Source organism: Brevundimonas sp. M20 (genome assembly GCF_006547065.1).
Classification (GTDB): Bacteria; Pseudomonadota; Alphaproteobacteria; order Caulobacterales; family Caulobacteraceae; genus Brevundimonas.
This window is the reverse complement of sequence record NZ_CP041243.1, coordinates 13,136-25,596: the sequence shown is the minus strand read 5'-3', so window position 1 is coordinate 25,596 and position 12,461 is coordinate 13,136. Positions and strand designations below refer to the sequence as shown.

Sequence of the window (12,461 nt, the reverse complement as noted above, 5' to 3'; positions counted from 1 at the left end):
CCGAAGCGCCAGGCCGCGTCGGGTCGAGAAGGCGGAGCCTTCTGACCGCGGCCCAACAAAAAAAGCCGCGGTGGGTCGGGAGGTCTGGAAGGGCCGACGGTCCACAGTTGACAAAAAAGCGCCCGGTCGGGGGCGACCGGGCGCTGAAGGTTCGTCTCTCTCGCCGCCGGGAAGGGGATGATATCCGTAGCGGTGTTGATCGACTCCCGCCGATCTGTGACTAAAAGGCCACTCTCGGCGGAAAATGTCAAGCCGTCGAAAGGCAGGCTGCTTTCGTGTCGTTACAGCCACGCTTCGCGTGGCTGGCGAGCGTCCTAGTTCCGGCCGGGGCGACGGGTCGGGTCACGCAGCTGGAACAGGCTGGCGGCCAGGTTCGACGCCGGTTGCAGGGTGGTCAGGCGCGTCGTGGTGCGTCCGCCCTGGGCATCGATGATCGTCCACTCCTGCAGGCGCAGCGGGGCGCCGCCGAAGGACAAGACAATCTGGCCGTCGTTCGGACGGCGCGAGTCCCGCGCATTGATGGTGAAGGCGCCGCCCTGCATCCGGGTGACGCGGTCAATCCGGACGCCCTGATCCAGACGGACGTTGCGCGACAGGAAGGCCGACAGCGGCGTCTGGCCCAGCGGCACCTGCTGGAAATTGTTCAGGCGCGGGTCGTAGCGCTTCACATTGTAGCCGTCCGAGACGACCAGAAGGCCGGCCGGGTTGGTGTACTCGAACCGCATCTTGCCCGGGCGTTGCAGGTAGAAGCGACCGGCGCGCTGGGTGGGGCCGGAGGTTTCGGTGAACGTGCCCTGGGCCGAGGTCAGGCCCTGAAGATAGGTCTGGGCGCGTCGCAGCGTGGCCTGATCCTCTGCGGACAGGTTCGACTGGGCATGGGCGGGCAGGGCCGCGACGGCGGCGACAGCGGCGGTTCCAAGCGCGAAGGCGCGACGTGAGACGGTCATCAGGCTTCTCTCCCGTTCGGGATGGTTGTCGATCATGCCGTCTTGCAGGTCGTGTCTGTCAGGGGCGTGACCCAAGCCTGACCATATTCCGGCGCTCCGATGAAGGGGTGTTCATCGGAACATCGCAAAACAGCGGGGCAGTAACGGCCGGGCCAACGACACGTTCCTCTTCTCTTCCGCTCAGCAGAGGCAAGAAGCGGGCGCCAAGCGCCAGGCCGCGTCGGGTCGTTTGACCGCGGCCCAAACTAAAGTGGCGGGGGACCCGCCAGGACGTCGCGCTTGCCCGCGTGGTTGGCCGGGCTCACCACGCCTTCCTGCTCCATCCGCTCGATCAGGGAGGCGGCGCGGTTATAGCCGATCTGCAGGCGGCGCTGGACGTAGCTGGTCGAGGCCTTGCGGTCGCGGGTGACCACGGCGACGGCGCGATCATACAGGTCGTCGCCCGAGGAGCCATTTCCGCCCTCGTCGCCATAGGCGTTGTCGCCGTCGCCGTCCGGATCGTCGGTGATCAGGTCCAGATAGTCGGGCTCGGCCTGGGCCTTCAGGTGATTGCAGACGGCCTCCACCTCCTTGTCGTCCACGAACGGGCCGTGCAGGCGGGTGATGCGGCCGCCGCCGGCCATGTAGAGCATGTCGCCCTGACCCAGCAGCTGCTCGCCGCCCTGTTCGCCCAGGATGGTGCGGCTGTCGATCTTCGACGTGACCTGGAAAGAGATGCGGGTCGGGAAATTGGCCTTGATGGTGCCGGTGATGACGTCCACCGACGGGCGCTGGGTGGCCATGATCAGGTGGATGCCGGCGGCGCGGGCCATCTGGGCCAGACGCTGGACGGCGCCTTCCACATCCTTGCCCGCGACCAGCATCAGGTCGGCCATCTCGTCCATGACCACGACCAGATAGGGCATGGGCTCGGGACGGATCTTCTCGGACTCATAGACCGGGCGTCCCTGCTCATCGAAGCCGGTCTGGACGGTGCGCTCGAAATGCTCGCCCTTGGCCTGGGCCTCGCGGGCGCGGTCGTTGTAGCTGGCGATGTTGCGCACGCCGAGCTTGGACATCCGGCGATAGCGGTCCTCCATCTCCCGCACGGTCCACTTCAGCGCGACGACGGCCTTCTTCGGATCGGTGACGACCGGCGCCAGCAGGTGCGGGATGCCGTCATAGACGCTGAGTTCCAGCATCTTGGGGTCAATCATGATGAAGCGGCACTGGGCGGGCGTCAGCTTGTAGAGGATCGACAGGATCATGGCGTTGACCCCGACCGACTTGCCCGAACCGGTGGTGCCCGCGATCAGCAGGTGGGGCATGCGCGCCAGATCGGCGACATAGGGCTCGCCGCCGATGGTCTCGCCCAGCGCCAGAGGCAGCAGGTGCGAGGGCTTGTCGTATTCGGTCGAGGCCAGCAGGTCGCGCAGATAGACGGTCTCGCGCCGCGCGTTCGGCAGTTCGATGCCGATGGCGTTGCGACCCTGAACCACGCTGATGCGGCAGGCGCGGGCGGACATGGAGCGGGCGATGTCGTCGGCGAGCGCCACCACGCGGCCGTGCTTCACGCCGGGCGCGGGGACCAGTTCATACAGGGTGACCACCGGGCCGGGGCGGATCTGGTCGATCACGCCGCGCACGCCGAACTCCTGCAGCACGCCCTCCAGCATCTTGGCGTTCTGCTTCAGGGCCTCCTCGTCGACCGAGGCGACGCGCTTCTCCGGCTTGGACAGCATGCCCAGGGGCGGCAGATCGAAACCGTCCAGTGAGTCCGCCTTGGCGAAGTCGAAGGCGCCCTGATTGTCATCAATCTCACGACGCGAGGCCTTGGGCGCCTTGGCGGCGGCGACCTTCGGTTCAGGGGCGGCCCGGGGAGGGGCCGGGGTCGGGGCGGGATCGGCCCAGGGCGGGCTGTCGTCCCCGGCGTCGTCCAGCGAAACCGGTGCATAGGTCGGTTCGGGCGCGGGTTTGGAGGTCGCCGCGCGCGGGGCGGGCCCGGGCTCGAAGTCCGGTTCCGGCTCGGGCCGTTGGCGCGGCGCGCGTTTCGGCGCGGACTGTGCGGCGGCGTGCCTGGGCGTGGGCGTCAGGGCGCCGCCCCGCCCCGCGCGTTGACTGCGCGCCCACGTCAGGGTCTCGCCCAGATCCGCCAGCCGCAGGCCGATGGCGTAGCCGACGCCCCACAGGCCCAGCGGCAGGAACAGGAGGGCGGCGATCAGGCCGCCCGCGCCGATGCGCAGCGCCTCGCAGGCCATCTTCACCAGACCGGTGACCGCGTCGCCCCACAGACCGCCCAGACCGGCGGCCAGCGGCCACGCGGCCGGGTGGGCGAAGGCGGAGAGACCGGCGGACAGGGCCAGAACCCCGCCGGTGGCCGCGAGTGCGCGCAGGGGCGTGGGCTTCAGGCGCTGCTGGATGGCGTCGCCGATGGCGCCGGCCAGTCCGAAGGCGACCAGAAGCAGGGCCGCTGGCCAGGCCGCGAGACCCAGTGACTGCATGAACAAATCGGCGAACAGGGCGCCGTTGGCCCCCAGCCAGTTGGTCGGGGCGTTGGAGGAGGCGGCGTTCAGGCTGGGATCGGCCGGATTCCACGAGATCATGGCCACGACCAGCAGGGTCGCCAGAAGCGCCTGCAGCACGCCGCGGAAGCGGACGACGAAGGGCGCGTCCCACAGGATGCGGGCGCTGACCCAGGCGCGTTGACCAAGGGCGAGGGCGGCGGACATGCGGTCGCGATCTCCGGGACGGCGGGACTCGACCCCTGTTGTCGCGCGCGGAGGGTTAAGGGCCGTTTACCAGACGGCGCTCGGGAGGTGATTGGTGGTTGGTGATTGGTGGTTCGATGCCGCCTGCACCGACGTTCGACCCTCTGAACACCAGTCGCGCTCCCGACATTCACCAATCACCCGTCACCAATCACCTTTCACCCCGGCCGCGCGACGTTCAGGCACTGGACGCGGACACCACACGGCGCGACAAGCGGGGCATGAGCACGCCGGACCGCTATGACATCATCATCGCCGGGGCCGGGATGGCCGGGGCGACCTTCGCGCTGGCGGCCGCCCAAGGCGGGCTGAGGGTGGTGCTGATCGATCCCCAGCCTTTCGACGCCCAGCTGGCGCCCAGTTTCGACGGGCGGTCGACGGCCATCGCCTTCGCCACCTTCCGCATGTTCGACGCCCTCGGCGCCGGGGCGGCGATGCGGCCCCACGCCTGTCGGATGGACCGGATTCTGGTGACGGACGGCCATCGCCCCGGCGCGGCCAGCCGTCGTCCGTCATCGGCCTTCCTGCGCTTCGACGCGGATGAGATCGCTGACCGCACCGACGGCGAGCCGCTGGGCTATATGGTCGAGAACCGCCGCATCCGCACGGCGCTGGCCGAGGCGGTGATCGCCGCCGGGATCGAGGTCCGGGCTCCCGCGAAGGCGGCCTCAATCGAGGTCGGGCCCGGCAAGGCCACCATGACCCTGACCGACGGCTCCGTTCTGGAGGCTCCGCTGGTGGTGGGCGCGGAGGGACGTCAGTCGCCGGTGCGCAAGGCCGCGAAAATCGACACCCTGGGCTGGGGTTATGGCCAGAGCGGGGTGGTGGCGACCGTGTCCCTCGGGCGGGACCACGGCAATGTCGCCCATGAGTACTTCCTGCCGGGTGGACCGTTCGCCATCCTGCCGCTGACGGAGCAACGCGCCAGTCTGGTGTGGACCGAAACCACGCGCCGGGCCGAGGCCTTGCGGTCGGCGTCGGATGAGGCCTTCCAGTCCCATCTGATGCGACGGTTCGGCGAGTTTCTGGAAGACGTCACGGTGGTGGGACCAAGGTTCGTCTATCCGCTGTCCCTTCAGTTGGCCGAGGAGATGACCGCGCCGCGCGTCGCCCTGATCGGTGACGCCGCCCACGGGGTGCATCCGGTCGCCGGCCAAGGGCTCAACATGGGTCTGAAGGACGCCGCCGCCCTGGCCGAGGTGCTGGTGGAGGCGATGCGGACCGGCGAGGACATCGGCTCGGAGATCGTGCTGGACCGCTACGCCCGCTGGCGCCGGTTCGACAACGTCGCCCTGACGGCGGGGTTCGACGGCTTCGTGCGGCTGTTCTCGAACAATCTGCCGCCGGTGCGTCTGGCGCGCGATCTGGGCATGGCGGCGGTTAACCGCATCCCCGCCCTGCGCAAGGCCTTCATGCATGAAGCCGGCGGCGCGACGGGCGACCTGCCGCGTCTGCTGAAGGGCGAGGCTGTCTAGGGCGCTATCGCTCGCCGCGCGGCGGCTCTCTGCTTGAGCGCGGATTCAGTTGATGTGTCAGCCCAGCTGGCGGGCTTCCTCGGCCAGCATGATCGGCACGCCCTCGCGGATCGGGAAGGCCAGCCTGGCGCTCGCCGACACCAGCTCCTGCGCCTCCCGATCGTAGGTCAGCTTGCCGCGCGTGACGGGGCAGACCAGCGTCTCGAGCAGGCGCGGATCGACGGTGTTCGGGGTGTGGAAGGCGTCGGACATGGGGAGCAGATTACAGGCTCAGGGGCCGGGGGTCGACCCGATCACTGCATTGACGGTCCGTCGCCCTCGCCGGGATCTCCGGCGGCGGCGCCGATCTGCATCAGGGCGGTCAGAACCTCGGCGCGTCGGTCCAGATCAGCGGCTTCCAGCAGGGCCTGTTTCTCGGACGGTTCGAAGGGCAGGGCCATGGACAGGCTGTTGACCAGCGCTTCGGGCGGGGCGGTTTCGGCCATGTCCCAGTCGATATCCAGGCCGCGGGTCTCGAGATAGGCCTTCAGGGCCTCCAGCAGACCGTCCCGGTCCAGCGCGCCTTCGCCCGGCGGCGGCGGGATCAGATCGTCAGCCCAGGCGTCGAAGGCCGCGCGGACCTGACGATAGGGTGTCTTGACCGGAAGTTCCGTCGCGATGCGGTAGCGGGCCACGCCGGTCAGGGTGATCAGATAACGGCCGTCCGAGGTCTCGTTGAAGCTGGTGATCCGCCCGGCGCAACCGATCGGGGACAGGCCCGGCAGCTGGAGGGAGCCGCCCGACGGCTGGATGATGCCGATGATCCGGTCTCCGGCCATGGCGTCATCGATCATGTTCAGATAGCGCGGCTCGAAGATGTTGAGCGGCAGCTGGCCGCGCGGCAGCAGCAGCACCCCCGACAGGGGAAAGACGGGGATGACCTGCGGCAGGTCGGCGGCCCTGATGTAACCCTGAGCCACCGGAGCTCCTTAAGCGAACAGCAGCGACGACAGGCGACGACGACCGTCACGGGCCACGTCGGACGTGGCGCCGGCGGCCTCGAACACGGTCAGCAGCTGCTTGCGGGCGGCCTGTTCGTTCCACTCGCGGTCCGCGGCGACGATCTTCAGCAGATGATCGACCGAGCCCTTCAGATCACCGGCGGCGGCGAGGGCCTGGGCCAGATCGAAGCGGGCCTGATGATCGTTCGGGTTGGCGGCGACCCGGGCTTCAAGCTCGGTCGAGGCGCCGGTGGGAGCCGCGGCGCTGAGCGACAGCTGGGCGCGGATCGACTGGACGGTCGGATCGCGCGAGTCCTGCGGCGCCATGGCGATGGTCTGGCGGGCCTGATCGACGTCGCCGTCGGCCAGATAGACCCGTGCCATTCCGGCGATGCCCCTTTCGTTGCCGGGATCGAGCGTCAGCACCTGGGCGAAGCCCTGGGCCGCGCCGCCGAGGTCGTTCAGCGACAGGGATTCCTCGCCCAACGACAGCAGATGCTCGATGTCGGAGTTGCCGCTCTGACCGCCGGTCAGCTTGTCGATGAAGGCCTTGAGCTGGCTCTCCGGAACCGCGCCCTGGAAGCCGTCGACCGGCTGGCCGTTGACGAAGGCGTACACCGTCGGGATCGACTGGACGCGGAGCTGGCCCGCATAGGCCGGGTTCTTGTCGACGTCGATCTTGACCAGTTTCACGGCCCCGCCGGCGGCGCGGACAGCCTTCTCGATCATCGGGGTCAGGGTGCGGCAGGGTCCGCACCAGGTGGCCCAGAAATCAACCAGCACGGGCTGGGTCTTCGAAGCCTCGACCACATCGGCCATGAAGCCGGCGTCGGAGCCTTCCTTGATCAGGTCGTCAGGCAGGTCGGTAAGGGTCATGTCGGTCCTGGTCTTCGATCAGTCATAACGCGCGAGCTCGTCAGATGGTCCCGGGGACCGTCGCGCTCAAGAGGGGTCGCCGCCGGCGCCCGCCGGGCTGAGCTTCCAGCGAATCTTGGTCTCGGAATCGGTGCGGGCCGATCCTCGCACAACGATCTGCAGCGACCGGCGGGTCAGGCCTTCGTCCACATGGACCGAAGGCTCGATGGCGACGTCGGGACCGTCTGTGCGGAACCACCAGCCACGGCCCGAATGGCCGCGCAGCAGGATCGAGCGGCGGTCGCGGGCCAAAGAGGCCTGAACGCCGGGCTCCAGCTGGAAGCGGACGGCGTAAGGGGCGGCGATGGCGCGCACGACCTCCTTGCGGCCCGGCGCCGGGTGCAGGCGCTCCTCGGCGCGCAGTTCATCCAGACGCTGGTCGAGATAGAGACGGCGCTGATGCATCAGGCCGAACTCGTGGACCCAGCCGTCGTGTTCGATCTCCAGCCAGACGGCGCCTTCGCCGTCGCGCTGGTCAACCTCGACATGCAGGGGGGCGCCGACGAGGCGTGAGCCGAGCAGGTCGGCTTTCCAGCCGCCCAGAGGTTCGCCGGTCGAGATCTCGCCCAGCGTCAGGGTCGAATGGCCGGGCGTCAGGCGCAGGCCCTGCCGATCAGCCGCGCGCGGCGTCCAGCCGCAGCCGGTGACCAGACGGTCCTTGCCGCAGACGATCTCGAGCGACAGCGGTTGGGCGCAGGCGGCGGTGGACCACGCCCCGCGCGCGGGGGGCGCGGTGTCTGCCGTCACGGTCAGGAGGGGGCTGCGGATGCGGCTGAGCCCGCCGACGCCGCCGGAGACGTCTTCCGGCCGACCCTCGATCCCGCGCGCGGCGGCCACACGCTCGACCGTCGAGGGGCCGCCGCCTTGCAGGGTGGCCAGTCGGCCGTCCGGCAGGGTCTGGATGATCAGGGCCTTGCGCAGCCGGTGGATCGCATCACTGACGGCGTCGGGCGTGGGTTCGGAAATCCGGGACAGGCCGTCGTCCAGCGTCAGCAGGTCGAGCAGGAGCTCAAGACCGGCTTCCGGGCTGCGACCGGCATGGCCGCCGTCCACGCCGACGGTGCGGGGCAGGGCGCGGGAGAGACGGGCGAGGGCCTTGCGGCGCAGCGCGGCGCCGGGCGGACCGGACAGGACCGCGCCGATCAAGGCCGCGGCGGTCATTCGTTCGGACAGGGTGGCGACCCCGCCGGGCGGACGCAGCAGCTGGCGCGCCTGACGACCCAGAATGCTCGCCAGTTTCAGCCGTTCGGCCTCTGTGGCGACCTGGCCCATGCGACGGGCGGCGCAGGCCAGGTTGACCGCGCGCCGGGCCAGAATGTCGGGATCCCAGGCGAAGGGCGACCAGCGCACGAAGACATCCGCCCAGATCAGGGTCAGGCGCAGGGCCTCGCGGGCGCCGCGTTCGCCCTGGGCCATCAGGGACGGCAGCCAGGCGAAGGCGTGCAGGTCGGTCGCGAACGCGCGATTGGGGCTGGGGCGGTTGAAGGGGTCTTCCGTCGCCTCGATCTCAAGGCTCGAGCCGGCCAGAACGAAACGGCCTCCAAGGATGCCCTTGCCGACAGCCGGATCGACCGGGCGGAAGTCGCGCGGCGTCGAGGCGAAGCTCTGGGCCGTGCGACCGCGCAGGGTCAGGGCGTAGCCGGGCAGGCCATAGGCCTCGATCCACAGCTGGCGGCTGAGCAGCTTGCCGATGATGGCGGGCCACAGGGCAGGACCGGTCGAGGCCCCGGTCGTGCGCACAGGGGTGCGGACCGGCGCGCCGCGCAGGCCGGGAATCTCGCCGGGCGCGGGGGCGTCGCCTTCCGTCCGGGAGAAGGGGCCGAGAGGGCTCACGCGGCCTTCAGGGCCTGAATGTTGGCGGCATAGGCGTCGGGGCCGCCCTTGAACACGAAGGAGCCGGCCACAAGGGCGTCGGCGCCCGCCGCGACACAGGCGGCGGCGTTGGCCGAGGTCACGCCGCCGTCGACCTGCAGGTGGGCCTTCGATCCGGCGGCGTCCAGCAGGGCGCGGGCCTTCTCGATCTTGCGCAGGGAGGTCGGGATGAACGACTGCCCGCCGAAGCCCGGGTTGACCGACATGAGCAGCACCAGATCCACCAGTTCCACGACTTCTTCCAGAACGGTCAGGGGCGTGCCGGGGTTCAGCACCACGCCGGCCTTGGCGCCCAGCTGCCGGATGCGGCCCAGGGTGCGGTGCAGGTGCGGGCCGCTTTCCGGGTGTACGGTCAGGATGTCGGCGCCCGCCTCACGATAGGCTTCCAGCCAGGGATCGACCGGGGCGACCATCAGGTGCACGTCGAACGGCAGTTTCGTGTGCGGCCGGATGGCCTTCACGATGTCGGGGCCGAGGGTGATGTTGGGCACGAAATGGCCGTCCATCACATCGACGTGGATCCAGTCGGCGCCCGCGGCGTCGAGGGCGCGGACTTCCTCGCCCAGCTTCGAGAAGTCGCTGGCGAGAATGGAGGGACAGATCAGGGGCGCGGCCATGGACCCCGGATAAGGCGGGTCGCCCGCGCGGGCAAGCCGGGTCCGGGTTCCCGCGTGAAGCCGTGCTACACGGTTTGGTCATCGGCCTGAGGATCGCAGGAGAGGAAGGACCGCCATGAGTGAGTATGTCGCGACCGTTGAATGGGTCCGGGGCGAGCAGCCCTTCCTCGACAACCGCTACAGCCGCGCCCACGACTGGCGTTTCGACGGCGGGGCCGTGGTGCGCGGGTCATCCGCGCCGGGCAGTGTGCCGGTTCCGATGTCCGACCCGACCGCCGTGGACCCGGAAGAGGCGCTGGTGGCCGCCGTGTCCAGCTGTCACATGCTGTTCTTCCTCGCCTATGCGGCCAAGGCGGGCCTTGTCGTGGATCGCTATGTCGATGAGGCGGTCGGGATCATGGGGCGCGATGACCGGGGCAGGGTGTCCATCGTCTCGGTGGTGCTGAAGCCCGCGGTGACCTTTTCGGGCGCGACCTCGCCGGACGCGGCGGCGCTGGCGGAACTGCATCACCGCTCGCACGAGCATTGCTACATCGCCAACTCCCTGCGGGCGTCGGTGACGGTGGAGCCGCGCTAGGGGTTCGCAGGCGCGACCGCCACGTCTTCCAGCAGGGCGGCGAAGCGGCGCAGGGCCTCGTCGGCCAGAGCCGGATCGTACAGCATGGGTTTGGCCGCACCCGGTTCATCGAAGGCGTGGCTGCCGTCCGCGATCCAGGTCTCGACCTCGGCGCCGCAGCGGCGGACCATGTCGTGGACCTGTTCGGCGTTGCGCACGGTGCTGAGGTGATCCGTGCGCGAGATGACGGCGAGGGTCTTCGGGCAGTGCGTCCAGGGCCGCATTCGGTTGAAGGCGCCGAAGCCGATGTAGGGATAGGCCAGATAGGCGCCGACGACGCCGTCGAGGGACGCCGCCCCGGGATCGCGGAGGCCCAGACTGCCCGCGCGCCGATCCGCGCTCATCGCCTCCATGATGCCCCAGCCGCCGTGGCTCCAGCCGGCGAGGGTGATCCGCGATCGATCCACGTCTCGCCGACGTGACACGCCGTCCAGGGCGGCCAGCACGTCGCCCGCCCGCTGGTCGCCCCGGAAGGTCATGCCCGAGCAGACGGCGAACAGGGCGCGTTGTCGGCTCCAGCCGCGCGGTCCGAAGGAATCGATGATGAAGGCCCGCCAGCCCACGGCCTTCGCCGCCTCGGCGTAGTGGGTCATGTGCTCGCGAATGCCGCCGCAGCCATGGAACAGAAGGACCGCCGGGCGTGGGCGGTCGTCATCCGGTCCGATGATCGTGACCCCGGCTTCGAGAAGGGCCCAGCGGCCGGCGAGCGTATCCATGCCCGGAGTGAGCCGCGCTTCGACCAAAAGCGCCACCCCCTTGCGGACCTGTAGTTTCAGATATATCTAAATCTCGATGAATAGATATATCGAAAAGAAGGATGCGATGATGTGGCATCAACGATGGGGCCATGGTAGCCCCGATAAGGTCGGGCGCGGCATGCGCAATGAGTTCGGTCGCGGATGGCCCGGCGGTCCAGGCGGTGGTCGGGGTGGTCCGCGAGGTCATCGCGGCGGCGGCAAGCGGCTGCTGGCGCGGGGCGACCTGCGCTGGCTGATCCTGTCGCTGATCGCCGAGGACGGCCCGGCGCATGGTTATGAGCTGATCAAGGCCATCGAGACCCGGATGGGCGGCGCCTATGCGCCCAGCCCCGGCGTCATCTATCCGACCCTGACCCTGCTGGAGGAGATGGGCGCGCTGGAGGGCCATGAGGACGGCGGCAAGAAGCGCTACGCCATCACCGGGGCCGGACGGACCCTGCTGGAAGAGAATGCGGAGGCCCTGACCGATCTGCGCGAGGTGCTGGCGAAGTTCGCTCATCGCGCGGCGCGGCCGACGCCCATCGCCGAGGCCATCGTGCGTCTGCGTGGCGTGGTTCACGCCAAGCTGGCCGAGGACATCCCGCTGGACGAGGCGCGGATCAAGGCCGTCGCCGACATTCTCAATCAGGCCGCGGATCGGGTGGAAAAGGCATGACGGACGCCCTTCGTATCGCCCGGCGTGTCCGGCACCCGCTGAAATTCCGCCTGCTGGAGGTGGTCGAGGTCTCGGACCTGACGCCGTCGCTGAAGCGGGTGGTGCTGACCGGAGATCTTGAGGACTTCGTCTCCCTGGGCTTCGACGACCATGTGAAGATCTTCCCCGTCCGTGAGGGCGAGACCCTGGCCCTGCCGACGGTGGGGCCGGACGGGCCGGTCTTCGCCGAGCCGCGCCCGGTGATGCGGGATTATACGCCACGCCTGTGGGACACGGCGGCGAAGACCCTGACCGTGGACTTCGCGGTCGGCCACGGCGGTCCGGCGACGGACTGGGTGATGACGGCCCGGCCCGGATCGAAGCTGGGCGTCGGCGGGCCGCGCGGATCGTTCATCGTCCCGACCGCCTTCCCGCATCACGTCCTGATCGGCGACGAGACGGCGGTTCCCGCCATCTCGCGGCGGTTGGAGGAACTGTCTGGAGGCAGCAAGGCGCTGGTGATCGTGGAGGTCGAGGATGAAGCCTCCGCCCCGCCGCTGAACAGCGCCGCCGACCTGACGGTGGTGCGCGTGGATCGCAAGGGTGGCCCGCGTGGTCGCGTGGAGGGCCTGCAGGCGGCGGCCGAGACCGCGCTGGCCGATCTTCCGCGCGACGACGCCTATGTCTGGATCGCGGGCGAAAGTCAGGTGGCGCGGACCCTGCGCGGCGTGGTGGTCGCCATGGGCTTTGATCCGAAGGCGCTGAAGGCCGCCGGCTACTGGCGCGCCGGAGCCGTCGGGGCGCACGAGGTGATTGAGGACTGACCCCTCCGTCTCTCCGGCTTCGCCGTCGAGCCACCTCCCCACTGGGTGGAGAGGTGAAAACCGGATCACCTCTCCA

General features: G+C 69.5%; 12 protein-coding genes. 4 read left to right on the top strand and 8 right to left on the bottom strand.

The features are described from left to right. Positions 1 to 314: 314 nt before the first annotated feature. Both FKQ52_RS00115 and FKQ52_RS00110 read right to left on the bottom strand, forming a co-directional pair. A complete protein-coding gene (locus tag FKQ52_RS00115; RefSeq protein WP_141625288.1) occupies positions 315 to 947 on the bottom strand; it encodes an outer membrane lipoprotein carrier protein LolA in 633 nt (210 codons plus the stop codon). A 245-nt stretch (positions 948 to 1,192) separates the two neighbouring features. After that, positions 1,193 to 3,655 carry a DNA translocase FtsK gene (locus FKQ52_RS00110; RefSeq protein ID WP_141625287.1) on the bottom strand — a complete coding sequence of 821 codons (2,463 nt, stop codon included), beginning with the start codon at positions 3,653 to 3,655 and terminating at the stop codon, positions 1,193 to 1,195. A gap of 260 nt (positions 3,656 to 3,915) precedes the next feature. Here FKQ52_RS00110 and FKQ52_RS00105 point away from each other — a divergent pair, with 260 nt between their 5' ends. Next, the gene (locus tag FKQ52_RS00105; RefSeq protein WP_141625286.1) at positions 3,916 to 5,169 is read left to right on the top strand and encodes a UbiH/UbiF/VisC/COQ6 family ubiquinone biosynthesis hydroxylase; all 1,254 of its coding nucleotides are present in this window, start codon (positions 3,916 to 3,918) and stop codon (positions 5,167 to 5,169) included. A 57-nt stretch (positions 5,170 to 5,226) separates the two neighbouring features. On the opposite strand, the gene FKQ52_RS00100 is transcribed toward FKQ52_RS00105, so the two are convergent. The 5 genes from FKQ52_RS00100 to rpe form a co-directional block, all read right to left on the bottom strand. After that, positions 5,227 to 5,421: a Trm112 family protein gene (locus FKQ52_RS00100; RefSeq protein WP_141625285.1), complete on the bottom strand. Its 195-nt coding sequence runs from the start codon at positions 5,419 to 5,421 to the stop codon at positions 5,227 to 5,229. 41 nt (positions 5,422 to 5,462) lie between these two features. Continuing rightward, complete coding sequence (locus tag FKQ52_RS00095) at positions 5,463 to 6,128, bottom strand: LON peptidase substrate-binding domain-containing protein (protein ID WP_141625284.1); 666 nt, start codon at positions 6,126 to 6,128, stop codon at positions 5,463 to 5,465. A gap of 9 nt (positions 6,129 to 6,137) precedes the next feature. After that, positions 6,138 to 7,025 carry a thioredoxin gene (gene trxA / locus FKQ52_RS00090; protein ID WP_141625283.1) on the bottom strand — a complete coding sequence of 296 codons (888 nt, stop codon included), beginning with the start codon at positions 7,023 to 7,025 and terminating at the stop codon, positions 6,138 to 6,140. A 66-nt stretch (positions 7,026 to 7,091) separates the two neighbouring features. Then, positions 7,092 to 8,897, bottom strand: coding sequence for a heparinase II/III family protein (locus tag FKQ52_RS00085; RefSeq protein ID WP_141625282.1), 1,806 nt, complete (start codon positions 8,895 to 8,897; stop codon positions 7,092 to 7,094). Next, positions 8,894 to 9,553, bottom strand: a complete 660-nt coding sequence (gene rpe, locus FKQ52_RS00080) for a ribulose-phosphate 3-epimerase (protein ID WP_141625281.1) — start codon at positions 9,551 to 9,553, stop codon at positions 8,894 to 8,896. Before rpe ends, FKQ52_RS00085 begins: the two co-directional genes overlap by 4 nt. 115 nt (positions 9,554 to 9,668) lie before the next feature. Between rpe and FKQ52_RS00075 the strand changes: the two genes are divergently transcribed. After that, positions 9,669 to 10,130, top strand: coding sequence for an OsmC family protein (locus tag FKQ52_RS00075; protein WP_141625280.1), 462 nt, complete (start codon positions 9,669 to 9,671; stop codon positions 10,128 to 10,130). On the opposite strand, the gene FKQ52_RS00070 is transcribed toward FKQ52_RS00075, so the two are convergent. Then, positions 10,127 to 10,885, bottom strand: a complete 759-nt coding sequence (locus tag FKQ52_RS00070; protein ID WP_141625279.1) for a dienelactone hydrolase family protein — start codon at positions 10,883 to 10,885, stop codon at positions 10,127 to 10,129. The two genes, FKQ52_RS00075 and FKQ52_RS00070, sit on opposite strands and share 4 nt — an antisense overlap. Before the next feature lie 160 nt (positions 10,886 to 11,045). Between FKQ52_RS00070 and FKQ52_RS00065 the strand changes: the two genes are divergently transcribed. Beyond that, positions 11,046 to 11,582: a PadR family transcriptional regulator gene (locus FKQ52_RS00065; protein WP_240811688.1), complete on the top strand. Its 537-nt coding sequence runs from the start codon at positions 11,046 to 11,048 to the stop codon at positions 11,580 to 11,582. Then, a complete protein-coding gene (locus FKQ52_RS00060) occupies positions 11,579 to 12,385 on the top strand; it encodes a siderophore-interacting protein (protein ID WP_141625278.1) in 807 nt (268 codons plus the stop codon). Before FKQ52_RS00065 ends, FKQ52_RS00060 begins: the two co-directional genes overlap by 4 nt. Positions 12,386 to 12,461: the final 76 nt, after the last annotated feature.

Coding starts and splice junctions, on each gene's coding strand:
- FKQ52_RS00115 (WP_141625288.1), bottom strand. CDS start 947: ATGACCGTCTCACGTCGCGCCTTCGCGCTTGGAACCGCCGCTGTCGCC.
- FKQ52_RS00110 (WP_141625287.1), bottom strand. CDS start 3,655: ATGTCCGCCGCCCTCGCCCTTGGTCAACGCGCCTGGGTCAGCGCCCGC.
- FKQ52_RS00105 (WP_141625286.1), top strand. CDS start 3,916: ATGAGCACGCCGGACCGCTATGACATCATCATCGCCGGGGCCGGGATG.
- FKQ52_RS00100 (WP_141625285.1), bottom strand. CDS start 5,421: ATGTCCGACGCCTTCCACACCCCGAACACCGTCGATCCGCGCCTGCTC.
- trxA (WP_141625283.1), bottom strand. CDS start 7,025: ATGACCCTTACCGACCTGCCTGACGACCTGATCAAGGAAGGCTCCGAC.
- rpe (WP_141625281.1), bottom strand. CDS start 9,553: ATGGCCGCGCCCCTGATCTGTCCCTCCATTCTCGCCAGCGACTTCTCG.
- FKQ52_RS00075 (WP_141625280.1), top strand. CDS start 9,669: ATGAGTGAGTATGTCGCGACCGTTGAATGGGTCCGGGGCGAGCAGCCC.
- FKQ52_RS00070 (WP_141625279.1), bottom strand. CDS start 10,885: ATGGATACGCTCGCCGGCCGCTGGGCCCTTCTCGAAGCCGGGGTCACG.
- FKQ52_RS00065 (WP_240811688.1), top strand. CDS start 11,046: ATGCGCAATGAGTTCGGTCGCGGATGGCCCGGCGGTCCAGGCGGTGGT.
- FKQ52_RS00060 (WP_141625278.1), top strand. CDS start 11,579: ATGACGGACGCCCTTCGTATCGCCCGGCGTGTCCGGCACCCGCTGAAA.